This is a genomic window from Allobosea sp. 67-29 (assembly GCF_001898115.1).
Lineage (GTDB): Bacteria > Pseudomonadota > Alphaproteobacteria > Rhizobiales > Beijerinckiaceae > Allobosea.
This window is the reverse complement of record NZ_MKSQ01000008.1, coordinates 99,390-123,499: the sequence shown is the minus strand read 5'-3', so window position 1 is coordinate 123,499 and position 24,110 is coordinate 99,390. Positions and strand designations below refer to the sequence as shown.

Below are 24,110 nucleotides of genomic sequence, written 5' to 3'. Positions count from 1 at the left end.
CAGACTCGGTCCGAGCTGCAGGGCGGCGCTTCCAGACGGGACCGATCGTGACGCCTCGCATCGCCTGCATCCACCAAGGATACGAACTCTACGGTTCGGATCGCAGTTTTGCTGAAAGCGTCGCGGCCCTGCGGCAGGCCTTTCCGGATGCCGAGATCGAGGTCGTTCTGCCGCGGCGAGGTCCGATTCTCAGCCTGCTGCAGGGCACGGCCAGCCGCGTCGTCATCGAGCCTCTCTGGGTGCTGCGCCGCAGGAATCTGCCGAAGCTGCTGGCGGCCGCACCGGTCGCGCTGCCTCTCGCCGTGCTGCGCGCGGCGCGGCGCCTGCGGCGTTCCGACCTCGTCTACATCAACACATCGGTGATCGTGGACCACACGCTGGCCGCCCGGTTCTTCCCCGGCAAGGCGATTCACCACATCCACGAGATCCCGGAAGGAGCGACCCGCGCCCTGCTGCGCCGCCTCGTCCTCTGGGGGCGCACGCGGCTGATCTTCAACTCCCAGGCGACGAAGCAGGCTTTCCCGCTGCCGCCCGGCTACGAATCCTCGGTCATCTACAACGGCGTCGCGGGTCCGTCGGACTGGTCGCCCGCGGATTATGACGGCAGCCGGCCGTTGCGGGTGCTAATGCTCGGCCGCATCAACCGCATCAAGGGGCAGGAGGTCCTGCTTGCGGCCGTCGCCGCGCTCGCCCCCGAGCTGCGCGAGCGCGTCGAGGTGCGGATCGTCGGCAGCGCCTTCGAAGATCCCGATCTCGAGCGCGCCCTGCACGATGCAGTCACCACCGCCGGCCTCGGCGACCGGGTCCGGGTCGAGCCCTTCGTCGACGACCCGTCGCCGCTCTACCGCTGGGCGGACATCGTCGTCGTGCCGTCGCGCCGGCCGGAATCGCTGGGACGTGTCGCGATTGAGGCGATGGCGTTCGGGCGACCGCCGCTGGCCTCGGCCATCGGCGGGTTGCAGGAGGTCGTGGAGGACGGGGTGACCGGCCGGCTTCTGCCACCAGGCGATGCCGAAGCCCTGTCCCGCGCGCTTTCCCGCGCCATCCTCGCGCCGGAGGAACTTCCCGCCATGGCGGCCGCCGGGCGGAAGCGCTTCGCGGCGCTGTTCAGCGGCGACGCCGTGGCGCGCGCCATCGGCAGCCTGGCCGGCGAGCAGCTTGCCCGCAATCGAGCCGCGCGCCGATGAACTTCTACGCCCTGCGGCGGCTGATCCTGCGCCTCACCGTGATGGTCGGTGGCGAGGCGATGCAGAGCGCCTTCCATCTCGCGCTCAACCTCGTCCTGCTTCACTCCGTTTCGGCCCGGGACTACGGCATCTTCGCGCTGGCCATGGTGGCCGGCGGCATCGGCCTGACCTATATCCGTGCGCTGACGGCCCTGCCCGCCAGCATCTGTATCGCGGGCAGCCGCAGGACCGGGGCGGCCAACGCCTACGAAGTGTCCTTCGGGACGGCGGCCGCACTGCTTTCGGCGCTCTTCGGCGTGGTTGTGGCGATCGTGCTCGAAGGCTGGCTCGACGAGGGCGCCGTGAGCGGGGGGGCGTTCGTCGCGCTCTGGGCCCTGCGTGCCCATATCCGGATGGTCTTCTTCGCCCGCAACCGGCAGATGCTGGTCAGCGCCAGCGATCTGCTCTTCACCTTGAGCGGCGCGGCCGGAACCGCCTGGGTCGTCTGGGACGATACCCACATCCTGCAGCACACCTTTCTCATCATGACGCTCGCCAACGCGCTCGGCATCGCGGCGATGCTGGTGCTCGGGCGCCGCCCCGTCCGGCTCGGTGCGGGGGCTCATCTCTGGCGCCGCTACAGGCGGCTCTGGCGCGATCTCAAATGGTCGCTGCTCAGCGTCACCATCACCAATCTGCAGGGCCAGGGCATGGCGCTGCTCGTCGCAGCGATCGCCGGCCCGGCGGCCTATGCCCCGATCGCCGCCGCGCTCGTGAACTTCGTTCCGCTGCGGATCGTTTCGACCGCCTTCGCCAACATGATGCACCCCGAAATGACGGCGCTGATGGCGCGGCGACAATTTGCCAGGATCGGGCGGCTGCTGCGCCACTGGCCGCCGCTTCTGGCGGTTCTCGGCGTCCTCTACGGTCTGGCGGTGATGATCGCACTTCCCTTCATCCGGCCGGACAGCCTCGGCGACACCGGCTTCTTCCATGTCTCGCTGATGGCCTGGGTGGTGGGGGGCCTGCCGATGCTTTACGTCATGCCACGCGTCTGGCTCGAGATCGCCCAGGATTATCGCTCGATCGCGATCCTGTCGGCCATTGCTGCCGTCCTCGGCATGCTGATGGTGCTCGCGCTGCTGCTGACCGTACCATCCTCATGGGCGCTGCTGGGCGGCGCGCTGTCGGAAGTCGTCGTGCTGATCGGCTCGTGGGCGATCGTCAGGCCGCGGCAGAAGGCCGCCGAGCGGGAGGAGCGCGGCGGCTGAACGGCAAGCTCGGCAGGAGCGTGCGATAAGGGAATGCGAACTCGACATCTCCCAACTCGCGACGCCAGGGACGCTGTCGGGCATGTCCTTCCGACAGGGCCAAGTTGAGCGGGGCGAGAAGGCCGCAGTCGCAGACGAAATCAGGCGACGACCTGCCGGTACTCCCTGTCCCCTTCAAGGCCTTGGCCCCGTAGCGCGACGATCGTCAGGCGAAGGCGAACCCAATGCACGCCCGAGATAGGGGCGTGAGCGACCTTGCTTCCCGACTGCGCGGAATGTCTGCTTCTTGGCGATGATCGAGCTTCCGCTCATTGCGCATCGAGGCGATGAGTGCTCCTCCGTCGTCGAGGCGCCTCGGACCGAACAAGCCGATCGTCTATTCGCTACCAGCTGACCCGGAGGCCGGCTCGCCCGGTGATGCTGTGGCTGTCGGCGAAATGGACCAGGCTGGTCTGGGCCTCGACCTCGCCATAGAGCGCATAGCGACCCGTTTCGAATTTCGCCCCGAGGCCGAGCCCGCCCCAGAGCCGCTCGCCGCGGCTGGTCAAAGGCGTGCCGGCGACCGTCGCCGTCGTCCCGTCGAGGAATTCATAGTACAGGTTGGCGATGCCGTAGAGAGAGGCATTGACCTGTCGTCCGGCATTGTCGCGCCAGCTCTGCCGGTAGTCCGCGGAGACGCCGAGCCGCCCGCGCAGGCTGTCGCCGTCGGTCAGCGCAACGCGGGCGCCGAAGGGATCGACGAAGCCCCCGGCGTCGACACGCGAGTAGGTCAGCTGGGCCTGCGGCGTCAGCGACCAGTCGCCGGAAAGCGCGATGCGCTGACCCAATTCGAGCCCCAACGCATAGCCGAAACCGCCCTTTCCCTTGGCGAGCTGGCGCCCGGCTGTCGTGGAGGACAGGTCGCTGTCGAACCAGCTCAGCCTGGTCTGCGCATCGGCGTAGAAGCCTGACGCGCCATACCATGTCAGGGCACCGCCGAACCCGCTGCCGGATGCCTTGATCCTTCCGCGTCCGAAGACTGAAGCGATATCGGCCAGCGCTTCGCCGTGATGCAGCATCAGACCTCCGACGAGGCTGCCGGCCTCGTTGGCGAAAACCTGCCCATCGGCTCCGGCTTGCAGACGCCAGCTATCGATCATGTAGGCCGTGCCTGTCGTCGAGAAGCCCGGTGAGACGCGGCGGTGGACGGCGTCGATGCGCGCCCAGGTCGCGCGGCCTGCCGCGTTGGCCCCCTCGTTGGCTGGGCCCTCGAAGCGTTCGCCGACCCGCTGACGCAGGGTCTGCAGCTCGTTCAGGCTCTGCAGCACCTGGCCATAGGCTTCATAGATGGGCGCTCCTGGCTGGTAGATCGGGCCCAGAACGATCGGCGGCGAGGCAGGGGAGCTTGGCGAGGCAGGGGAGGCCGGTACCATATAGGCAGAGCGCAGGTACCAGTCGCCATCGTTCGGCGTGCCGATACCGTTCTTCTGCAGGGTGTAGGCATAGGCACCGGCGACGACGGCGGGCTGCCCCTGAAAGACGGTTGTGCCCTGGAGCGTGAAGACGCCGTTCGAGGCTCCGCCGACATCGACGACCTTGATGCCCTCGATGGTCTGTGCTCCGGCGCCGCCCTGGTTCAACACCGTGACAAGGGTCGTGCCTGCCGTGCTGCCGGTGATGACGAGCCGGTCGGACGGCGAGGCGTCGCCGCCGAGCACGGTTTCGATCTCGAGTTGGCCGCCATTGCCGAGATAATTGCCATTGATCGTCAGCGTGCCGATCGAATTGCCCGGCGCGATGGTACCGCCCGGCTGGTTGATCGTAGCGCCCACCGCGCCGGTGCCTTGCAGGCGGCCGCCGATGACCTCCATCGTCCCGCCGAGGACGCCGTTCACAGCGAGCGTGCCGGCCAAGACGCTGCCGGCGCCGCTGTAGGTCGCGCCGCTGTTGCCGGTCAACTCCAGCTTGCCCAGACCATCTTTGATCAACGCGCCCGCGCCGGTGAAGGTGGGGGAGATGCCGATATCATGGCCGTCCGTGTCGATGACCAGGCCGTTCGCGCCGATGTTGATGGTGCGGCTGTCGAAATTGTTGAAGAAGGTGGAATTGCTTCGTGTCGCGCGTAGGAGGCCGCCATCGAAGGTGGCGCTTGCGGTGCCCGCGCCGCCCCGAATGCCGCCGGTTTCCAGGACGCCGCGATTGTTCATCGGGCCCTGCACGAGCAGCGTCCCGCTGACTCCCGCGTTAACGCCGAGCAGAACACCGCCTTCGGCGCGAACCAGCCCGCCGTTCTCGACCGTCAGCGAACCGGCTCCGAAATTGCCGATGGTGAGGTTGAATGGCGACATCACCCATTTCGAGCCCGCGCCGGTCACGGTAACGGTGCCGGTGCTGTTGGCGCCGACATAGCCCTGATTGCTGGTGACGGTTGCGCCGGCTTCGATGCGCAAGGTGCCCGTGTCGAAGCTGCCGACGGTGAACTGCCCGGCATTGGTCCAGGTCGTGCCCGCGCCGGTCAGCACGACATCGCCCTCAGCGCTGCTGCCGACGACGCCGTCCGCACTCGAAACCGTCGCGCCGTCCTCGACACGCAGGGTTCCGGCGCCGAACAGGCCGACGGTCAGACGTCCGCTGCTCTGCCAGGACGAGCCCTGTCCGCTGATCAGCGCATTGCCGCCGCCGCTGATGTTGCCGGAGACATTCGAGACCCGGCCGCCGGCGAGAACCTGCAATGTTCCGGCCCCGTCGTATCCGACGTAGAGATCGCCGGCATTGGTCCATGTCGAGGCGCTGCCGTTGCTGTTGACCCCAGAGACCGTGACCGTACCCTGACTGCCCACGTCGGCCGCGATGTAGCCGGTCTGGCTGCTCACCTTGCCGCCATCGAGAACGCTCAGCGAACCGGCACCGGACTGGCCGACAACCAGGTCACCCGCATTGGTCCATGTCGAGGCAATGCCGCCGCCAACGCCCGAAACGGTGACCGTGCCATTGCCGGCTGCACCGTTACCGATCGTGCCGAGATCATTGGTCACCGTTCCACCAGCGGTGATGTTGAGCTGACCAGTACCGACATCGCCGATGCGGAGATCGCTACCAACGGCCCAGTTCGGCGACTGAACCGGGCCTGGGTTCAGGTCACCGCTGCCTGTGACCACCTGGGCATTTGCTTGCGAGCCAGTGGCGCAGACCACCGCGACAAGCGCCGTCGATAGCGACAGGTTTCGGCGATAGCAGCGAGCCGCTGAGCCGCCCTTCACCATTCGTTTCGTCAATTGCCAGCCCCCCGGCCAACTGCGCCGCTGCCTCGAGCGGCACAATATCAACGATAGCGCGCCGATTCGCACCTTCGCCACGGCACGAATCGGCAGTGTCGTCAGATTTATGTCGCCATCAATCAATTAATTGAAAGTTAATCTGGAATATAAGTCAAAATAGTATCGTTTTATACATGTATACAGTCTCGCCAAGGCGAAGGGTATCATAGAGAATGGCACCAGCACTGCAGCACAAGGCGGCCGCGCGCCCCACTCGGCTACCTAACGTCAGCGCCAGTAATTGTTGTGCCGCCAAACATGGCTGTGAAATCGGCCAATCGGTCGCCGAGCCGGCGTGCACGCGGCGATGAGGAGATCGGCGACAGGGTCCGGGCAAGCTTCCTTGGTTCGGATCGGATCTATGGTGCCAGGCGTGTCTGGCGGGACGTGCTGGCGGAAGCCATCGATTGCGGCCTGCATCGCATCGAGCGGTCGATGCGCGCCCAGGCTTTGCGTAGCCTGACCGACCGTCCACGAGACCGGCGGCAGGCCACATCAACCTTTCGAGAGACATTAGGTTTGCGTCGGAAACCGCTTTCCAATTGGCCAACTTATGAAGGCCCGGTGTTGGGGAGCCGCCCCGTTCATCGGTCGACAGGCAATTGGCCGCGGCGACGGCCGACATTCGCCCGCCGCCTACGCAATATGCACAATGAGGCACGCTAGGGTTGCGTCATTAATGTCTCGTTAACCAAGCAGGCGTAGGTTTTCTTATCCAGAGAAAGACCTGAGACGTCACTCTCGGAGAAATATCTGATGGCAAGAAAATGGATCTTGTCTTGGCTTTTGCTCTGCATTTTCGTCTCTGACGAAGCGAAATCTGCGACAGCCGTCGGAAATTTCCAGGTTCAGATCAATATACAGGCCAACTGCCTCGTCGTTAGCGCTTCGGATCTGAACTTCGGCAACGCCGGCGTCCTGTCTGCCAACATTGATTCGACGAGTACTATCAGCGTGCAATGCACGACGTCGACTCCCTATACGATCGGCCTCAACCAGGGCGTGAATGGAGGTTCGGTCACGACCCGTCAGATGGCGGGCTCTGGCGGGCTGATCAATTACTCGCTTTTCCGCGACAGCGGTCGCACGCAGAACTGGGGCTCGACGGCAGGAACCGATACCGTCGCGGGCGTCGGGGACGGGGCGGCCCAGAACTACACCGTCTACGGCCGGGTCCCGGCCCAGACCACTCCGGCTCCGGCGCTGTACACCGACACCATCACGGTGACGGTCACCTACTGACGAACGACGGGCAGCGTCACTAGCCCGCCGATGATCGACTCAGATGCAACGGGGAGGCTCGACGGCGCTGCTTACACGGCGCCGACCGCTCCCGCTTTGTCGACAACGGGAGGAACGTGGCATGAGAAGCGCGGCAATCGGCATGGCCTTCCTGGGCTTGCTCGCGGGAACGGCGAATGCGGCGTCCCTGCAGGTGGCCCCCGTGTTGCTGGACCTTCCGGCGCCGGGAAACACGGCGACGATCACCTTGCGCAACACCGATGTCGAGCCGATCACGGCTCAGGTCCGTGTCTTTCGCTGGAGCCAGCGCGATGGAGCGGAGCGGCTGGAGCCGACGGACGAGGTCGTGGCCAGCCCGCCCGTCGTCCAGTTGCGTTCCCGCCAGGACTACACGGTGCGCGTGGTCCGGGTGGCCGGCGGCCCTGCCGGCGGAGAGACGGCCTACCGGCTGGTCGTCGACGAGTTGCCCAGGCCGAACCGAACGCAGGGAACGGTAGCGCTGGTCATGCGCCATGTCGTTCCCGTCTTTTTCACGGATCGTTCCGCATCGCCGGCAGCGGTGACGTGGTCGGCAAGCCGGCACGGAAAGAGCCTGGCAATCGGCGCGGCGAACAGCGGCGACCGCCGGGCCCGGTTTGCGGCCGTGACGGTTCGCGATGGTGCCGGAAAGGTCGTTGCCACCAACAAGGGCCTGCTCGGCTATTCCCTCGGACGCTCCGCGATGCAGTGGGTTCTCCCTGCACGGTGGGCATCGAAATCGGGAGCTCGCTTCACGATCTCCGGGATGACGGAGGCGGGTCCGTTCAATGCAACGCTGCCAATGTCGGCGGGCCGGTAGGCTCATGGCGCTGGCGCTGGCGCTCGGGTCGCCATGCTGGGCGGCTGCGCCTGCCCGGAGCGAAGATATTCCGGGGCGCAACTTGCATCTGGACGTTCTCCTCGACGGTCAGGCGATTGGCCTGATCGGCGCGTTCCGGCAGAACCAGCGTGGTGAGATCCTGGCGGTTCGCAAGGAGCTCGAGGAACTCGGAGTCAGGGTTCCCGCTCGCTTCGAGGTCGAGGACGAGGTCGCGCTCGGCGCAATCCCGGGCCTGAGCTTCAGCTACGACGAAGCCGCGCAACGGATCGACATCAAGCTGCCGCCGGGTGGCCGCCTGCCCAAGACCTACGATGCGCAGCCAGCCAGCGCACCTGCGCCGAGCCCGGACCGCAGCAGCACTGGCGCCGTGCTCAACTACACGCTCTTCGGGACGTCGGAGGACAAGCACCTGCGCAATTTCTGGCGCTACCCGACGCTTTCTGCAGCTGTCGACGCAAGACTGTTCAGCCCGGTCGGCGTGTTCTCGCAGACCGGCATCCTCAGCGATCAGTCGCTCGTTGGCGGTGGCACGGAGGCGCTGCGCCTCGAAACGACATGGACCTATTCGGACCCCGGCAGTCTGGTGACTTATCGTGCGGGGGATCTGATCTCGAGTGGTCTGGCCTGGACGCGGCCCGTTCGCCTGGGTGGCCTGCAATTCCAGCGCAACTTCGGATTGCGCCCCGACCTGATCACGCTGCCGCTTCCCAGCGTCACCGGCTCGGCAGCCGTTCCCTCGACGGTCGACGTCTTCGTCAATGGAACGAAGACGATCTCGCAGGACGTCGGCAGCGGACCGTTCCGCATCACCAACATCCCGGTCCTCTCCGGCAACGGCAATGCCAGTGTCGTCGTGCGCGACGCGTCGGGCCGCCGGAGCGAGACGAGTCTTCCCTTCGTGGTCTCCAGCAATCTGCTGCGGCCCGGCCTCTTCGACTTTTCGGCGGAGCTCGGCATGCCGCGCCTGCAATACGGACTGCGCTCCAGCATCTATGACGAGGGCCTCGCCGGGTCGGCGAGCGGGCGCTACGGCCTGACCGACACGATGACGGTCGTCGCCCATGCCGAGGGCGCACAACGGCTCGGCATGGGTAGCCTCGGCGGCATTTTCGGGCTCGGCCAATATGGCGTGCTCACCGCGGCCGGGGCGGGGAGCTGGCGGGATGGCCTGCTCGGCGGCCAGTCCTACGTCTCGTTCGAGACCCAGCTCTGGGGCGTCTCGTTCATGGCCGCATCCCAGCGCACGTTCGGATCGTACCGGGACCTCGCCTCCGTCTCGGGAGCCCCCTTCGCCGGCTTGGCCGGCGTCTCCGGCGGTTACGTCGCCTCGGTGGCTTCCGCAGCGCTGACCGGCAACGACTGGGAGCGGCTGCTCCTGCCCCCGCGTGCGCTCGACAGGGTTTCCGTCAGCCTGCCGATCCCCGCGCTCGGCGGGGCCGTCAGCCTCGGCTTCGCGCATGTGAAGCCGGTCCTCGGCCGCACAAACCGGATCGTCAATGCGAGCTATACGCGCCCGCTTTGGGGTGGAGGCTCCTTCTATGCGACCTTCTACACGGATCTGGCCGATCGCGGCTCCGCAGGCGTCTTCGCCGGCCTGTCGTTCCCGTTCGGGAGCAACATCACCTCGTCGGCAGGTGCCAATCGGACCGGATCGAGCTGGTCCCTCGCTGCCGACCTCAACAAGCCCGTCGATCAGGAGGTCGGCAGCGTGGGCTGGCGCATCCGCGATGTGGAGGGGCAGGCCGGGCAGAAGCGGCGCTCGGCTTCGATCGCTTATCGCGGGAGCGCCGGGCTGGTCGAGGCAGGTATCGCGCAAACCGAGTCGGGCTTCTCGGGTACGGTGCAACTCGACGGTTCGGTCGCCGTGGCCGGCGGCAGCGTCTTTGCCGCCAATCGGATCGACGATGCCTTCGCCGTGGCGAAAGTCGGCGCGCCCGACGTGGATGTGCTCTTCGAGAACCGGGTGGTCGCCCGCACGAACGCGTCCGGCAACGCCCTCATCCCGACGCTGCGGTCCTATCAACCGAACAAGATCTCGATCGACCCGCGCGGTCTCCCGGTCGACGCCATCTCGGAAACCACGGTCGAGGTGCGGGCGCCATCCGATCGTGCCGGCGTGGTCGTCGATTTCGGCGTCAGATCGACCGGCAACGCGGCGATCGTCATCCTTCACGACAAGGTTGGCCGGCCAATTCGCGTCGGGGCGACCGGGGCCCTTCAGGCAGGCCTAAGAGGTGCCAACGCGTCGGCACCGGAATTCATCGTCGGCTATGATGGCCGTTCGTTCATCGAGAACCTCGCCGCCGACAATGAGGTCGTCGTCAAGCTGGAGACAGGGAACTGCACGGCGCGTTTCCCATTCGCGCCGCAGGCCAATACGCAAGTCTCGATCGGGCCGGTGACATGCCGGTAGGTTTCCGCATTCTGGCGCTTTGTCTATGGGCCGTCCTGGCCGTCGCGGGAAGCCTGCTGGCAAGCGCACCGGCGACCGCTCAATCCTGCTCGCTGAGCATCACCCCGCTGGTTTTCGGCGATGTCGATGTCACCGCCAACGCCCAGGTGAATGGAGCGGCCACTGCGACAGTCTCCTGCTCGGGCCTGGCGCTCCTGCCGGTCGGAGTCTGCATCGAGCTCGGGCCCGGGGCCGGAGGTGGGACCAGTGCGGCGAACCGGACTTTGACGAACGGCACCAACCAGTTGCGCTATGGCCTGTTCTCCGACGCCGCGGCGAGCGTACCCTGGGGATCGGGAGCCTGGCCTGCGGGCGGGGCCTCGGCGGTCGGTTTCAACCTGACCTTGTCCGCATCCGGCACCGGCAGCCGGAGCGTCACGATCTATGGCCGCGTCTATGGCGGCCAGGCCACCGCCGCGCCCGTTCCCTACGCCAGCAGTTTCTCCGGCGCCGATGCCCGGATCCGCTACGGACTCCTGTCCTTTCTTCTCGGATGCGATCTCCTCACCGTGGTCCAGTCGACGAGCTTCACGGTCAGCGCGAATGTGCCGGCGACCTGCCGGGTCACCACGAGCGATCTCAATTTCGGGTCCGTCGGCGTGCTGAACGCGCCGCAGGATGCCTTCACGACCCTGGCGCCGACCTGCACCAACGGAACCGCCTACCAGATCGGTCTGAACGGCGGTTTGTCCGGCGCGACGAATCCGACGCTGAGGCGCATGACGAAGGGGGCGGAGGCGATCACCTACGGGCTCTACCGGGATAACGCGCGAAGCCAGCCCTTCGGCAGCACGCTGGGGCTCGATACGGTGACGGGCATAGGCTCCGGTCTGGCACAGACGAGCTATGTCTACGGGCGCGTCCCGGCCCAGGCCACGCCGTCGCCGGGGCCATATGCCGACACCATTCAGGCGACGGTTACGTACTGAAGATTGCCCCCTTGCGTTGCTGCCGAGGCTGCCGCAGGAAAACATTTGCAGCAATCCGCAGCGCATATCCATCGAGATGGGCCACCTGCGTCGCGGATTTTCGTTCCAGCCGGTGGGCGAACAATGTTGCTTGTTTCAGCTTGCAACCTCGTACCCTGCTCTTCAACCAGTTCGATTGGCCCCCACTCAATGGCGCCCTTGTCGTCGTCGATCGCAGCCAGCTGCGCTGAAATGACTTATGTCCTCTCGACGAGAGCAAAATAGGAAAATAGGGCGCGCGCGAGCCAAGGTCGCGAATCCGTTGCATGCACAGCGGCGGGAGAGGGGTGTGCGGAGCTACACAAAAACGCTCACGTTTTTGCGACACAGTCGCCTGCAACTTCAAAGTCAAGTTATTGGAGAATAACAGGAAAAATAGTGGCGGAGACGGAGGGATTCGAACCCTCGATACCCTTGTGGGGTATGCTCATTTAGCAAACGAGTGCCTTCAGCCTCTCGGCCACGTCTCCGGCGAAAGGCTCTATGCCCGATCGTGAAGCCGTTTGACAAGCCTCGCCGGACACTTTGCCTGACGATAATTCCGCCGGATGCCGGACTGGGTGGACGCTCGAGTGGCAAGGCGCCGCGACCGGCTTAGCCGAGCCACCCGGTCGTCTTTTCTGCAGGGCCGCGCGCACAAGGGTTCGTTCGGGACGGACGGCAGGCCCCGCTCGCCTTGCCCTGCGGCGCGCGGGCCACTAGATTGGCGGGGTCCGTTGGGGTGCCGTAAGGCTGAGAGGCGAAGTTTGCGCCAACCCATCGTACCTGATCCGGGTAATGCCGGCGAAGGGAACGGTCCTTGGCTCGCAGCTTTCTGCCTGGCGCCTCCGGCCGCAGCCTTCCCGGCGATGTGGGAAACGCATGGCGCAGCCATCGCCTCGGCGACATGAATCCGTCGCGATCGTCGGCGCCGGCGTCGCGGGCCTCGCCTGCGCCGTCGAACTGCTCGATCGCGGCGTCGCGATTGCGCTCTACGAGCGCGGTACGCATGTCGGAGCGGAAGCCTGCTCCTGGTATGCCGGAGGCATGCTGGCGCCGTGGTGCGAAGGCGAGAGCGCCGAGGAGCCGGTCGTGCGGCTCGGGCAGGCGGCTGCCGACTGGTGGGAGCGTCACACCCGCGCGGTCGTGCGGCAGGGCACGCTGGTCGTCGCGCCGAGCCGGGACCGGGCGGAACTGCGCCGTTTCGGCCAACGCACCAGCCAGTACCGGGAGATCGATGGCGAGGCCATCGCACGTCTCGAGCCCGATCTGGCGGGGCGCTTCTCGCGCGGGCTCTTCTTCGACGGCGAAGCGCATATCGACCCGCGCAAGGCCATCGCGGCGCTGGCCGACGAGGTGGCCGCCAAGGGCGGAACGATCCGGTTCGGCAGTGACGTCGAGCCGGCGGATCTCGATGCCGGCCTCGTGCTCGACTGCCGCGGCCTGGCGGCGCGGGACGTTCTGCCCGAGCTGCGCGGCGTCAAGGGCGAGATGCTGATCCTGAGGAGTGACGAGATCGCGCTGGCGCGGCCGGTCCGGCTGCTGCATCCGCGCATCCCGCTCTACATCGTGCCGCGCGCCGACGGGCACTTCATGGTCGGCGCGACGATGATCGAGAGCAGCGCGCGCCGGCGCGTCTCGGCGCGCTCCGTGCTCGAGCTGCTCGGAGCGGCCTATGCGCTGCATCCGGCCTTCGCCGAGGCCGAGATCGTCGAGATCGGCACCGACGCCCGCCCGGCCTTTCCCGACAACCTGCCGCGGCTGGTGCGACGCGGCCGGGTGATGCACGTCAACGGCCTCTACCGGCATGGCTTCCTGCTCGGCCCCGCCCTCGCGCGGATGGCGGCGGATGCCGTGCTCCATCCTGAAACCAGACCGGAGTTGCTGCATGACCTTGCTGCTTAACGGCGCATCCCGGGACGTTGCCGCCAGGACCCTGGCCGAGGCGCTGGACGAACTGGGCTATGCCGGAAAGATCGTCGCGACGGCCGTCAACGGCGCGTTCGTGCCGGCGCGCCGGCGCGCCGAATGCAATCTGAGCGACGGCGACCGCATCGAGGTGGTCGCACCGATGCAGGGAGGCTGAGATGGCATCCTTCTACGGCTTCGAGCCGCAAAATCCGCTTTTCCTCGGCACGGCGCAATATCCCTCGCCGGCGATCCTGGGCGAGGCGGTGAAGCGTTCCGGGGCGGAGGTTGTCACCGTCTCCCTGCGCCGCGAGGCGGCCGCGGGCGGGGCGGGCCAGGCCTTCTGGAGCTTGATTCGTGAACTCGGCGTCAGGGTGCTGCCGAACACCGCCGGTTGCCACACCGTCAAGGAAGCCGTCACCACCGCCCAGATGGCGCGTGAGGTCTTCGGCACCGACTGGGTCAAGCTCGAGGTCATCGGCGAGGACGACACGCTCCAGCCTGACGTGGTCGCCCTGATCGAGGCTGCGCGCCTCCTCTGCGACGACGGGTTCAAGGTCTTTCCGTACACGACCGAGGATATCGTCGTGGGCGGACGCCTTCTCGACGCGGGCTGCGAGGTACTGATGCCCTGGGGAGCGCCGATCGGGTCGGGCAGGGGGCTGAACAATCCTTATGGCCTGCGCACCATGCGCCAGCATTTCCCGGACATCCCGCTCGTGGTCGATGCCGGGATTGGCCTGCCGTCGCATGCCGCGCAGGCGATGGAGCTGGGCTATGACGGCATCCTGCTCAACACCGCTGTCGCCAAGGCCGGCGATCCGGCTGCGATGGCGGAGGCCTTCGCGCTCGCCATCCGCGCCGGCCGTATCGCCTTCGAAGCGCAGCCGATCGAGGCGCGCGACATGGCTGCTCCCTCCACCCCCGTCATGGGCAAGGCGTTCCTGGCATGAAGCTCGATCCATTCTATCCGATCTTCGACAGTGCCGATTGGATCGCGCGCATGCTGCCGCTCGGCATCAAGCTGGTGCAATTGCGGATGAAGGATCAGCCGGAGACCGAGATTGCCGGCGAGATCGTGCGCGCGAAAAGGCTTTGCGCCGAGGCCGGCTGCGTGCTCGTCGTCAACGACTATTGGAAGCTCGCGATCGAAGAGGGCTGCGACTGGCTGCATCTCGGTCAGGAGGATCTGGATACCGCCGATCTCGGCGCGATCCGCAAGGCGGGCCTGAAGCTCGGCGTCAGCAGCCATGACGAGGCCGAGCTGGAGCGCGCTTTGGCGACGCAGCCGGACTATGTCGCGCTCGGGCCTGTCTATCCGACCATCCTGAAACAGATGCGCTTCGGCCCGCAAGGTCTGGAGCGGTTGACGGACTGGAAGCGCCGCATCGGCGCCCTGCCGCTGGTCGGCATCGGCGGGATTTCGCTGGAGCGGGCCGAAGGCGTCTTCGAGTCCGGCGCGGATATCGTCGCCGCGGTCACCGACATCACGCTGAACGCCGACCCCGAGGGCAGGCTGAAGGCCTGGGTCGCGGCGACACGCAAGCACGCTGCCTGACCGGCTTCGTTCTCGGGCGACGCCTTGCGTCGATCCGGGGCCCTCCTGGCGAGAAGCCACGGTGTCCGGGATGTCGGTTCGAGCCCGACGCTGACGGCAGGTCTCTCCCTCAGCTCTCGGCCTCCGCCGACATCGCATGCCCGTCGACATGGCCGAGGCTGCGCTCGGGGTCGAGCCGGTCGCGCACGCGCTGCTTCAGCACCTTGGAATCCGGGAAGCCGCCGTCGGCCTTGCGGTCCCAGATCAGCTCGCCGTCGTAATGGATCTGGAAGATGCCTCCGGTGCGCGGGATCAGGGCGATCTCGCCGAGATCCTGCCCGAAGGTCGAGAGCAGTTCCTGCCCGAGCCAGGCGGAGCGCAGCATCCAGTTGCACATCGCGCAATAGGTGATGGCGATGCGGGGGGCAGGCTTGGTCTCGGTCATGGTCATGGTCGGTCACCTTGGCTGGAATGTCGATCCCGACATCAGGCCATCCGCGCCAGGATGCAAGCTGGAAAGCGACATGGCTGCCCGGCACGAAGCGACAATCTAAGTCTTTGTTTTGAATAAGTTTAAACGTGTCCGGTCAAGCCTCTTCCAGATAGCGGCGGCGCAGATGGGCCTTGAACACCGCGGCGTCGAGCGGGCGGCCGGTCGCCTCCGTCAGCAGGTCGTCTGTCGAGAGCAGCGAGCCCTTGCCGTGGATGTTGGCGCGCAGCCAGCCGACCAGCGGAGCGAAATCGCCCCGGCCGATACCTGGCAGGATGCCGGGTTCGGCCCGGCACGCCGCGTCGAAGATCTGCGCCGCGGTCATCGCGCCCAGCGTGTAGGTCGGAAAATAGCCCCAGCCGCCCGAGGACCAGTGGATGTCCTGCAGGCAGCCGCGCCGGTCGTCGGGAACGGCGACGCCGAGCAGCGCCTTCATGCCGTCGTTCCATGCGGAAGGCAGATCGGCGAGCGTCATCTCCCCTGCGATCAGCGCTTTCTCGAGGCGGTATCGCAGGATGACATGGGCCGGATAGGTGACCTCGTCCGCATCGACGCGAATGAAGCCGGGCTCGACGCGGGTATAGCGCCGCCACATGGCTTCGGCCTCCCAGGCCGGGCCGGAACCGCCGAAGGCCTCGCGCATCAAGGGCGCGGCATAGGCGAGGAACTGCCGCGAGCGGCAGGCCTGCATCTCCATCAGCAGCGACTGGCTTTCATGCACGCTCATGCCGCGCGCCGCGCCCACCGGCTGGTTGAGGTAGCCCTGCGGCCGGCCCTGCTCGTAGAGCGCATGGCCGGTCTCGTGGAGCACGCCCATCAGCGCCTTGGTGAAGTCGGCCTCGTCGTAGCGTGTGGTGATGCGCACGTCGTTGTCGGCGCCGCCACAGAACGGATGCGTCGAGATATCGAGCCGTCCGCGTTCGAAATCATAGCCCAGCGCCGCCATCAGCCTGAGGCCGAGCGCCCGCTGCGCCTCCGTGGCGAAGGGCCCCTCCAAGGGCTCCAGGGCCGGCCGGTGCGCCTGCACCGCCATCGCCTCCTGGGTGAAGCCGGGCAGGAAGGCGGCGAGATCGTCGAACAGCGCGTCGATCCGGGCCGAGTGGCCGCCCGGCTCGTAGTCGTTGAGCAGGGCGTCATAGGGCGAGAGCCCGAGCTTCTCGCCCTTCGCCCGGCCGATCTGGCGCTGCAGGTTCAGAACCTCGGTGAGATAGGGCAGCAGCCCGGCGAAGTCGGCATCCGCGCGCGCTTGCCGCCAACGCATCTCGCAAGCCGAAATGGCCTTGCTCGACGCCTCGACGAGATCGGCAGGGAGCGCCGTCTCGACCGTCCACACACGCCGGATCTCGCGCAGATTGGCCTGTTCCCAGGTGCCCAGCGACGCATCGCCCTCTGCTCCGGCGAGCCAGTCGCCGATGCGCGGGTCGGTCACCAGGCCATGGCGCAGCACATGCAGCAGCGCCATGCTGTCGGCCCGGGTTTCCGCAGCGCCTTTCGGCATCATCACGTCGGAATCCCATTGCAGGATGCCGACGGCATTGGACAGGGCGGCGATGCGGCCGAAATGGCCCGAAAGCTCGGAGTAGGCTGTCATGATGGATCTCGGGGGCGGGACGGCGGGCTCAGGCGAACAGCTTGGAATATTGCCGCGGCTGCGAGCGCAGATATTGGTTCGGGGCCTTGACGCTGGCGCCCAGCGCCGCCGCGGCATGCCACGGCCAGCGCGGGTCGTAGAGGATGCCCCGCGCCAGCCCGACGAGATCGGCCTCGCCGGTACCGATGATCGCTTCTGCTTGCTCGGGCTCGGTGATCAGGCCGACCGCGATGGTGGGGACGCCCGTCGCCTGCTTGATCGCCCGCGCGAGCGGCACCTGGTAGCTCGGCCCCAGCGGGATCTTCTGCGCGGTCGAGAGGCCTCCGCTCGAGACGTGGATGAAGTCGGCCCCGCGTGCCTGCGCCGCCCTGGTGAAAGCGATGCTCTGCTCGACGTCCCAGCCGCCTTCGATCCAGTCCGTTCCGGAAATGCGGAAGCCGACGGGATAGCCGGCCGGCACGACGGTGCGCACGGCGTCGAAGGCTTCGAGCGGAAAGCGCATCCGGTTCTCGAGGGAGCCGCCATAGTCGTCCTCGCGCTTGTTGGAGAGCGGCGAGAGGAACTGGTGCATCAGATAGCCATGGGCGCCGTGGAGCTCGATCATGGCGAGGCCGAGCCGTACGGAGCGTCGCGCTGCGGCGGCGAAAGCCTCGACCAGGCGGGCGATGTCGTCGCGGGTCAGCGCGCGTGGCGGCCGCGGGTAGGTCTCGAAGCCGATCGCGGAGGGGGCATGAACCGTCCAGCCGCCTTCGTCGAGGCCAAGCTGGCCGCCTCCCTTCCACGGCTGGGCGACCGAGGCCTTGCGGCCGGCATGGGCGAGCTGGATGCCGATCGGCATGTCGGACCAGCGCCGAGCGGCTTCCAGGGAGCGCGACAGGGCGGCTTCGTTCTCGTCCGACCAGAGGCCGACATCGAAGGGGCTGATGCGCCCGTCCGGTTCGACCGCCGTCGCCTCGATGATCAGCAACGCCGCCCCCGAGAGGGCCAACTGGCCGAGGTGGATCGTGTGCCAGTCGCTGGCATTGCCGTTCTCGGCTGAATACTGGCACATCGGCGCGATCACGATGCGATTGGCAAGCGTGAGGTTGCCGAGCTGATAGGGGCTGAAAAGCTGGCTCATCGGGAGGGAGGCTCTGGGTGGGGCGGCGTTGCCGGCACTTTAGGGGCGCGGCCACGCCGGGTGCTAGAGCCATTCACGCAAACGCGCTTCCCGGACGGCGCAGGAACGCCCCCTCGCCATCACGCGGCCAGATGATAGCCTGTGATCCGCCCCCCCTTGTCGTCACGGAGCCCATTCATCATGTCGGAGCGCACTGAATCGGTTCTGCTCGAACAGGTCGGAAGCGTCGCCGTTCTGACGCTGAACCGGCCCGCCGTCCTGAACGCATTCGACGCGCCGATGGCGGATCTCTTTCTGTCACGCGTCAAGGCGGTTGCGGAGCGGGACGGTATCCGCGCGATCTTGCTCCGGGGGGCCGGCAAGGGCTTCTGCGCGGGCGGCGACGTTTCGCAGTTTCTTGCCGGCGCAGACATCGCCGCGACGATCACGGCCATCATGGACCCCTTGCACGAGGCCTTGCGCATCCTCGACGGCCTGCCGCAGCCGACGGTCGCCTGCCTTCACGGCGCCGTTGCGGGCGGCGGCTTCAGTCTCGCGCTCGGCTGCGACCTGGCGGTGGCCGCGGAGAACACCCGCTTCTCGATGGCCTATGCGCGCATCGGTGCGACTCCCGACCTTGCCGGCTCCTTTCACCTGCCGCGCCTGGTCGGGCTGCGCAAGGCGAAGGAGATAGCCATGCTCGGCGAGACTTTCGACGCGGCTGAGGCGCTTCGGCTCGGCCTGGTCAACCGCGTCTTGGCCAACGAGCAGGTCGAAATCGAAGCGCTGGCCCTGGCGCAGCGCCTCTCCGAAGGGCCGACGCAGGCATATGGCCGCATCCGCCGGCTCCTGACCGGCGCGATCGATCACGACCTCGCAACCCATCTCGATGAGGAGGGCAGGAGCTTCGGCGAATCCACCCGCTCCGCCGATTTCCGCGAGGGCGTGACGGCCTTTCTGGAAAAGCGGCCGCCTCGCTTTGCCGGGAGGTGAGCCTGAACAAGGAGGCTTCGATGCAGGACAGCCACCGCGCGCTTTTCCTCAGCCCGGCCGAATTCGTCGACAGCGATGACGAGGTCGTCATCGCCCAGGCGCGACGGCTGACGGCGGGCTGCACCGATCCGGCGCATCGGGCTCGCATCCTCTACGAACGTGTGCGCGACGATATTCGCTATGATCCCTATCGTGATTTCCACGACGCCGATACCTATCGGGCCAGCGCGGTGCTCCGGGCCGGGATCGGCTATTGCGTCGGCAAGGCGGCGCTCTACGCGGCGCTGTGCCGGGCCGCGGGCATCCCGGCGCGCATCGGTCTCGCCGATGTCCGCAATCATCTGGCGACGCCGCGCCTGCTCGAGGCCGTGGGAACCGACGTCTTCGCCTATCACGGCTATGCCGAGATCCATCTCGGCGGCGGCTGGCTGAAGGCGTCGCCGACCTTCAATGCCACGCTCTGCGACCGGCTCGGCGTCGCCGTGCTGCCCTTCGACGCGGAAAGCGATGCGCTGCTGCAGCCCTATGACCAGCAGGGGCGCAGCTTCATGAGCTATATCGTCGATCACGGCAGCTTCTTCGATGTCCCGGCGAAATTCCTGATGCGCGAGATGTCGCGGCTCTATCCGCGCCTTTGCGTGCCGGGCGGGCTGCGCGGGAGCAGCATGGAGCAGGAGGCGCGAGCCTAGCGGCGGGAGCGCCTCACGGTTGCGCCTCGTCCCCGCATGCACGCTCGAAAATAGCTTTCGCAGTCGCGAAATGGCCACTGTAAAAGCGCCGCAATCTGACTTACTATAAGCAGGCTTACGATTGGAGATTTGTGGATGAAGCGCCCCCTGCGGCGGGAGCTGATGTTTCAGCTCGTCGAAACCTCGCGCCTGATGCGGACCTATGTCGATCAGCGTGCCCGCGAGCACGGCACCACGCGTGCTCAATGGGGCGTGCTTTCGCGGCTGCGCCGCCAGGAAGGGCTGAACCAGGCGGCGCTGGCCGAGCAGATGGACCTGCAGCCGATTTCGCTCGCGCGCCTTCTCGATCGACTGCAGAGCCAGGACCTGATCGAGCGGCGCGAGAACCCGGCCGATCGGCGCGCCTATCTGCTTTATCTGACGACGGGCGGCCGGCGACTGGTCGATGATCTCGACGATGTCCGTGGCGCTATCGCCGGCGAGCTTCTCGGCGACGTCGGGGACGACGCCGTTCTGTCGGCGCTGGAGACGCTCGGCATGATCCGGGAACGGGTCCGGTCCCGGCGCGCCGACGACAGGAACCAGCAGCCGCTTTCGGCTGATCGCATGGCTTGAGCAGGTGGGCCCACTATGAAGCGTTCGGGATTGCTTGTCGGCGTTGTGATCGTCGCTGCGGCGGCGGGTATCTGGTACTGGCGTTCGCACGGCGCGGGCGAGCCGCAGGCGGCGCGTGCGGCACGGGCCAGCGGAGCGGTCTCCGTCGTCTCGGCGGCGGCGGTGCAGGCGGACTTCCCGGTCCGCAAACATGCGATCGGTTTCGTCGAGACGCCGGCGAGCGTGATCATCAAGTCGCGGATCGACAGCCAGATCGTGGCGCAGCACGTCAGCGATGGCCAGTTCGTCAAGGCCGGCGATCCGCTCTTCAGCCTCGATGATCGCGACATCAAGGCCCAGATCGCCAAGGACCAGGCGATGCTGGCCAAGGACGAGGCGACGCATACGCGCAATCTCGCCGATCTGGATCGCTACAGGCAGCTCTTTTCGCGGAATGCCGGGACGCAGGCGCAGGTCGATCAGGCGACCGCCGACGAGAAGAGCTCCGCCGCCAGCATTCAGGCCGATCACGCCACGCTCGACGCCGACAGGCTGAAGCTGAGCTACACCCGCATCCTGGCGCCGATCGACGGGCGTGTCGGAGCAGTGACGGTCACTCCCGGCAACCTCGTCAGCTCCAACAGCAACAACAGCAGCACCGGCCTTCTGACGATCACGCAGATGAAGCCGCTGCGCGTGACATTCGCCATGCCGGAGAGCGACCTGCCGACGCTGCAGGCGGCGCTCGCCGCCGCGACACCGGTCCCGGTCTCGGCCCATGTGGCGGGCAGCGATCGCGGCCCTGCCACAGGCAAGCTCAACTTCGTCGATTCCGCGGTCGACATCGCCTCGGGCACGATCACGGCCAAGGCGGCTTTCGCCAATGACGATCTGAGCCTCTGGCCCGGCCAGTACGTCGATGTCGAGATCGTCCCGCATGTGCTGCAGGGCGTGACGGTGATCCCGACCGTCGCGGTGCAGACGGGGCAGAAGGGTCCTTATGTCTTTGTCGTCAAGAAGGACTCGAGCGTCGATCTGCGCCAGATCAAGCTCGCTCTGACCGATGGCGAGAAGACGGCGGTCACGGAGGGCGTGGCGCCGGGCGAGCGCGTCGTGATCGACGGCCAGATGCGGCTGAAGCAGGGGACGCGGGTGCGCGAGCGCGCGGCGACGACCGAGAAGCCGCCCGAGAGCACCCCCGTCGCGCAGGAGGGCCGCTCGTGAACGTCTCCTCCTTCTGCATCAAGCACCCGGTCGCCACCATCCTGATGTCGGTCTCGCTGGTGCTGGCGGGGATGTTCGCCTATCGCTTCCTGCCGGTGGCGGCGCTGCCGCGCGCCGAATTTCCCGTCGTGAACGTTTCGGCGCAGCTGCCGGGCGCCTCGCCCGACACGATGGCGACCTCCGTCGCCACGCCGCTGATCAAGCAGTTCGCCACCATCGCCGGCATCGACTCGATCTCGACCTCGAACGCGCTCGGAACCACCTCGATCGCGATCCAGTTCGTGCTGAACCGCGATATCGATGCCGCGGCCGCCGACGTGCAGGCGGCGATCACGCGCACCCAGCGCCAGCTCCCGCTGGAGATGACGACCCCGCCGAGCTATCGCAAGGTCAATCCGGCCGATGCGCCGATCATCCTGATGGCGCTGAAGAGCGACGTCGTACCGCTTTCGCAGCTCGACGCCTTCGCCCAGCAGGTCATCTCGCCGGCTCTCTCGACGGTTGACGGTGTCGCGCAGGTGCTGATCTGGGGCAGCCAGAAATATGCCGTGCGCATCCAGATCGACCCGACCGCGCTGGCCGCACGCGGCATCGGCGTCGACGAATTGCAGGCCGCCATCACGGCGACCAATGCCAACACCCCGGTCGGCACCATCCAGAACAACGCCCAGCAGCTCACCATCCAGGCCAAGACACAGCTCGCCAACGCCGCGCAGTTCGCCAACACCATCGTCACCACCCGCTCCGGCAAGCCGGTGCGCCTTGGCGACGTCGCGAAAGTGATCGATTCGGTCGAGAACACGCAGACGCGCAGCCAGTACGACGGCATCCCGGCGATCGTGCTCGCGGTACAGCGCCAGCCCGACGCCAACACCGTCGAGGTGGTCGACAAGGTCAAGGCGATGATCCCGGCCTTCGAGGAGCAACTGCCGGCCGCCGCCTCGCTGTCGCTGCTGAACGACCGCTCGACCTCGATCCGCCAGGCCGTCGAGGACGTGCAGTTCACCCTGCTGCTGACGATCGCGCTCGTCGTGATGGTGATCTTCGTCTTCCTGCGCCGCGTTGCGGCGACCTTCATCCCCGCCGTGGCCGTCCCGATCTCGATCATCGCCACGCTGGCGGTGATGTATCTGCTCAGCTTCTCGATCGACAACATCTCGCTGCTCGGCCTGACCCTCTCCGTTGGCCTCGTCGTCGACGATGCCATCGTCATGCTCGAGAACATCGTCCGGCATATGGAGGAGGACGGGCTCTCGGCCTATGACGCCGCGCTGAAGGGCGCCGGCGAGATCGGCTTCACCATCATCTCGATCTCGCTCTCGCTGGTCGCCGTCTTCATCCCGGTTCTGCTGATGGGCGGCGTGATCGGCCGCATCTTCAACGAGTTCGCCGTGGTGGTGACGGTCTCGATCCTCGCCTCCGCCTTCGTCTCGCTGACGCTGACGCCGATGCTGTGCTCGCGCCTGCTCTCGGGTTATGGTGAGCATCATCAGGAGAATCTGTTCGGGCGGGTGCTGGAACGCGGCTTCGATGCCATCCTGCGCGGCTACGACCGCGGTCTCGCTTTCTGCCTGCGCTTTCAGCCGCTGATGCTGATCGCCTTCTTCGCCACGATGGCCGGCACCGTCTGGCTGATGCAGACGACGCCCAAGGGCTTCTTCCCGCAGGAGGATATCGGCCAGCTCCAGGTCTCGACCGAGGCGCGGCAGGACATTTCGTTCCCGGCCATGCTCAAGCTGCAGAACGAGGTCGCAGACGTCTTCCGCAAGTCGCCCTATGTTGCCCACGTCGCGTCTTCCGTCGGCGGCAACGGCAATTCCGGCGCGCTCAACGCCGGCCGGCTCTTCGTCGAGCTGAAGCCGCTCGACCGGCGTCCGAAGCTGCAGGTCGTGCTCGCCTCGCTCCGCCGCGACCTGGCGGAGGTCGCCGGCATCACCACCTACATGACGCCCGTCCAGAACCTGCGCATCGGCGCGCGCTCCTCGAAGAGCGAATACCAGCTCGTCGTCCAGGGACTCGACCAGGAACAGATGAACGACTGGGCGACGCGTCTCGCGGACGCGATGCGGCAGGACCGGGCTGCGTTCCTCGATGTCAACACCGACCTGCAGAACAACGCCCTGCAGGCGACGGTGGTCATCGACAAGGACAAGGCCGATCAGCTCGGCATCGGCTCCGACGTGCTGCGTTCGACGCTGTATTCAGGCTTCGGCGTGCGGCAGGTCTCGACCATCTATTCGACGGGTGACAGCTACCAGGTCGTCGTCGAGTTCAATCCCCGGGAGCAGTGGACGCCGGAGCGCCTGAACGCCATCCGCATCCGCACCCGCAGCGGCACACTCGTCCCGCTGGGGGCGGTTGCGCGCATCCAGCGCACCGCGGGGCAGCTCACGGTCAACCAGCTCGGCCAGCTCCCCGCCGTGACGATCTCCTACAACCTGCCGCCCGGCGTGGCGCTCGGCGACAGCGTCAACCATATCGAGGCGATCAAGGAGCGGATCGGCCTGCCGAAATCGGTGACCACCACGCTCGCCGGCACGGCCAAGACCTTCCAGGATTCGCTGGCCAACCAGGGTCTGCTGATCGCGGGCGCGATCCTGACGATCTACATCGTGCTCGGCATTCTCTACGAGAGCTTCATCCACCCGCTGACGATCCTCACCGGCCTGCCGTCGGCGGCGATCGGCGCGCTCGGGGCGCTGCGCCTGTTCAACCTCGAGCTGTCTGTCATCGCGATCATCGGGCTGTTGTG

General features: G+C 66.8%; 18 protein-coding genes, 1 tRNA gene, 2 pseudogenes and 1 riboswitch. Of the genes and pseudogenes, 16 read left to right on the top strand and 5 right to left on the bottom strand.

What is annotated here, in order from left to right; translation table 11 throughout:
* Positions 1–47: 47 nt before the first annotated feature.
* Positions 48–1,187, top strand: a complete 1,140-nt coding sequence (locus tag BGO20_RS07185; RefSeq protein WP_291661093.1) for a glycosyltransferase family 4 protein — start codon at positions 48–50, stop codon at positions 1,185–1,187.
* The gene (locus BGO20_RS07180) at positions 1,184–2,437 is read left to right on the top strand and encodes an MATE family efflux transporter (RefSeq protein WP_291661092.1); all 1,254 of its coding nucleotides are present in this window, start codon (positions 1,184–1,186) and stop codon (positions 2,435–2,437) included. The genes BGO20_RS07185 and BGO20_RS07180 overlap by 4 nt, the downstream gene beginning before the upstream one ends.
* A 383-nt stretch (positions 2,438–2,820) precedes the next feature.
* Here BGO20_RS07180 and BGO20_RS07175 read toward each other — a convergent pair whose 3' ends face one another.
* Entirely contained in the window at positions 2,821–5,574 is a 2,754-nt protein-coding gene (locus BGO20_RS07175) for an autotransporter family protein (RefSeq protein WP_291661090.1), read from the bottom strand.
* Positions 5,575–6,009: 435 nt separating this feature from the next.
* Here BGO20_RS07175 and BGO20_RS07170 point away from each other — a divergent pair.
* From BGO20_RS07170 to BGO20_RS07150, 5 genes and pseudogenes are all read left to right on the top strand, one after another.
* Positions 6,010–6,216, top strand: a pseudogene (locus tag BGO20_RS07170) (IS3 family transposase); the annotation flags it as partial.
* Between the two features lie 273 nt (positions 6,217–6,489).
* Positions 6,490–6,975 carry a Csu type fimbrial protein gene (locus tag BGO20_RS07165; protein ID WP_291661088.1) on the top strand — a complete coding sequence of 162 codons (486 nt, stop codon included), beginning with the start codon at positions 6,490–6,492 and terminating at the stop codon, positions 6,973–6,975.
* A 142-nt stretch (positions 6,976–7,117) separates the two neighbouring features.
* Entirely contained in the window at positions 7,118–7,813 is a 696-nt protein-coding gene (locus BGO20_RS07160; RefSeq protein ID WP_291661086.1) for a fimbrial biogenesis chaperone, read from the top strand.
* Between the two features lie 82 nt (positions 7,814–7,895).
* Complete coding sequence (locus BGO20_RS07155) at positions 7,896–10,247, top strand: fimbria/pilus outer membrane usher protein (protein WP_291661084.1); 2,352 nt, start codon at positions 7,896–7,898, stop codon at positions 10,245–10,247.
* Positions 10,238–11,215: a Csu type fimbrial protein gene (locus BGO20_RS07150; protein ID WP_291661083.1), complete on the top strand. Its 978-nt coding sequence runs from the start codon at positions 10,238–10,240 to the stop codon at positions 11,213–11,215. Before BGO20_RS07155 ends, BGO20_RS07150 begins: the two co-directional genes overlap by 10 nt.
* A 418-nt stretch (positions 11,216–11,633) precedes the next feature.
* Here the strand turns inward: BGO20_RS07150 and BGO20_RS07145 are convergent.
* Positions 11,634–11,724, bottom strand: a tRNA-Ser gene (locus BGO20_RS07145).
* Positions 11,725–11,961: 237 nt separating this feature from the next.
* A riboswitch (TPP riboswitch) is annotated at positions 11,962–12,063 on the top strand.
* Between the two features lie 52 nt (positions 12,064–12,115).
* Between BGO20_RS07145 and thiO the strand changes: the two genes are divergently transcribed.
* The 4 genes from thiO to BGO20_RS07125 are packed head-to-tail and all read left to right on the top strand — an operon-like array spanning position 12,116 to position 14,699.
* Entirely contained in the window at positions 12,116–13,138 is a 1,023-nt protein-coding gene (thiO, locus tag BGO20_RS07140) for a glycine oxidase ThiO (RefSeq protein WP_291661082.1), read from the top strand.
* Positions 13,122–13,319, top strand: a complete 198-nt coding sequence (gene thiS / locus BGO20_RS07135) for a sulfur carrier protein ThiS (protein ID WP_291661081.1) — start codon at positions 13,122–13,124, stop codon at positions 13,317–13,319. Before thiO ends, thiS begins: the two co-directional genes overlap by 17 nt.
* 1 nt (position 13,320) lies before the next feature.
* Positions 13,321–14,094, top strand: coding sequence for a thiazole synthase (locus BGO20_RS07130; RefSeq protein WP_291661080.1), 774 nt, complete (start codon positions 13,321–13,323; stop codon positions 14,092–14,094).
* A complete protein-coding gene (locus tag BGO20_RS07125; protein WP_291661079.1) occupies positions 14,091–14,699 on the top strand; it encodes a thiamine phosphate synthase in 609 nt (202 codons plus the stop codon). Before BGO20_RS07130 ends, BGO20_RS07125 begins: the two co-directional genes overlap by 4 nt.
* A gap of 109 nt (positions 14,700–14,808) precedes the next feature.
* On the opposite strand, the gene BGO20_RS07120 is transcribed toward BGO20_RS07125, so the two are convergent.
* From BGO20_RS07120 to BGO20_RS07110, 3 genes are all read right to left on the bottom strand, one after another.
* Positions 14,809–15,123, bottom strand: coding sequence for an Rdx family protein (locus tag BGO20_RS07120; protein ID WP_291661706.1), 315 nt, complete (start codon positions 15,121–15,123; stop codon positions 14,809–14,811).
* 142 nt (positions 15,124–15,265) lie between these two features.
* Complete coding sequence (locus tag BGO20_RS07115; RefSeq protein ID WP_291661078.1) at positions 15,266–16,759, bottom strand: carboxypeptidase M32; 1,494 nt, start codon at positions 16,757–16,759, stop codon at positions 15,266–15,268.
* Between the two features lie 28 nt (positions 16,760–16,787).
* Complete coding sequence (locus BGO20_RS07110) at positions 16,788–17,879, bottom strand: NADH:flavin oxidoreductase/NADH oxidase (RefSeq protein WP_291661076.1); 1,092 nt, start codon at positions 17,877–17,879, stop codon at positions 16,788–16,790.
* 180 nt (positions 17,880–18,059) lie between these two features.
* On the opposite strand from BGO20_RS07110, the gene BGO20_RS07105 reads away from it, so the two are divergent.
* The 5 genes and pseudogenes from BGO20_RS07105 to BGO20_RS07085 form a co-directional block, all read left to right on the top strand.
* On the top strand, positions 18,060–18,851 hold the full coding sequence (locus BGO20_RS07105) for an enoyl-CoA hydratase/isomerase family protein (RefSeq protein WP_291661075.1): 792 nt from the start codon (positions 18,060–18,062) through the stop codon (positions 18,849–18,851).
* Positions 18,852–18,871: 20 nt separating this feature from the next.
* Positions 18,872–19,540: a transglutaminase-like domain-containing protein gene (locus BGO20_RS07100; RefSeq protein ID WP_291661073.1), complete on the top strand. Its 669-nt coding sequence runs from the start codon at positions 18,872–18,874 to the stop codon at positions 19,538–19,540.
* Positions 19,541–19,675: 135 nt separating this feature from the next.
* On the top strand, positions 19,676–20,155 hold the full coding sequence (locus tag BGO20_RS07095) for a MarR family winged helix-turn-helix transcriptional regulator (protein WP_291661071.1): 480 nt from the start codon (positions 19,676–19,678) through the stop codon (positions 20,153–20,155).
* Positions 20,156–20,170: 15 nt separating this feature from the next.
* Positions 20,171–21,358 carry an efflux RND transporter periplasmic adaptor subunit gene (locus tag BGO20_RS07090; RefSeq protein WP_291661069.1) on the top strand — a complete coding sequence of 396 codons (1,188 nt, stop codon included), beginning with the start codon at positions 20,171–20,173 and terminating at the stop codon, positions 21,356–21,358.
* Positions 21,359–21,402: 44 nt separating this feature from the next.
* Positions 21,403–24,110: pseudogene (locus tag BGO20_RS07085) on the top strand (efflux RND transporter permease subunit); the annotation flags it as partial.

Bases quoted from the DNA above. Each gene is read 5' to 3' on its own strand.
- thiS (WP_291661081.1), top strand. From the start codon at position 13,122: ATGACCTTGCTGCTTAACGGCGCATCCCGGGACGTTGCCGCCAGGACC.
- BGO20_RS07100 (WP_291661073.1), top strand. From the start codon at position 18,872: ATGCAGGACAGCCACCGCGCGCTTTTCCTCAGCCCGGCCGAATTCGTC.
- thiO (WP_291661082.1), top strand. From the start codon at position 12,116: ATGGCGCAGCCATCGCCTCGGCGACATGAATCCGTCGCGATCGTCGGC.
- BGO20_RS07130 (WP_291661080.1), top strand. From the start codon at position 13,321: ATGGCATCCTTCTACGGCTTCGAGCCGCAAAATCCGCTTTTCCTCGGC.
- BGO20_RS07180 (WP_291661092.1), top strand. From the start codon at position 1,184: ATGAACTTCTACGCCCTGCGGCGGCTGATCCTGCGCCTCACCGTGATG.
- BGO20_RS07120 (WP_291661706.1), bottom strand. From the start codon at position 15,123: ATGACCGAGACCAAGCCTGCCCCCCGCATCGCCATCACCTATTGCGCG.
- BGO20_RS07115 (WP_291661078.1), bottom strand. From the start codon at position 16,759: ATGACAGCCTACTCCGAGCTTTCGGGCCATTTCGGCCGCATCGCCGCC.
- BGO20_RS07095 (WP_291661071.1), top strand. From the start codon at position 19,676: ATGAAGCGCCCCCTGCGGCGGGAGCTGATGTTTCAGCTCGTCGAAACC.
- BGO20_RS07090 (WP_291661069.1), top strand. From the start codon at position 20,171: ATGAAGCGTTCGGGATTGCTTGTCGGCGTTGTGATCGTCGCTGCGGCG.
- BGO20_RS07105 (WP_291661075.1), top strand. From the start codon at position 18,060: ATGTCGGAGCGCACTGAATCGGTTCTGCTCGAACAGGTCGGAAGCGTC.
- BGO20_RS07125 (WP_291661079.1), top strand. From the start codon at position 14,091: ATGAAGCTCGATCCATTCTATCCGATCTTCGACAGTGCCGATTGGATC.
- BGO20_RS07160 (WP_291661086.1), top strand. From the start codon at position 7,118: ATGGCCTTCCTGGGCTTGCTCGCGGGAACGGCGAATGCGGCGTCCCTG.
- BGO20_RS07110 (WP_291661076.1), bottom strand. From the start codon at position 17,879: ATGAGCCAGCTTTTCAGCCCCTATCAGCTCGGCAACCTCACGCTTGCC.
- BGO20_RS07165 (WP_291661088.1), top strand. From the start codon at position 6,490: ATGGCAAGAAAATGGATCTTGTCTTGGCTTTTGCTCTGCATTTTCGTC.
- BGO20_RS07150 (WP_291661083.1), top strand. From the start codon at position 10,238: ATGCCGGTAGGTTTCCGCATTCTGGCGCTTTGTCTATGGGCCGTCCTG.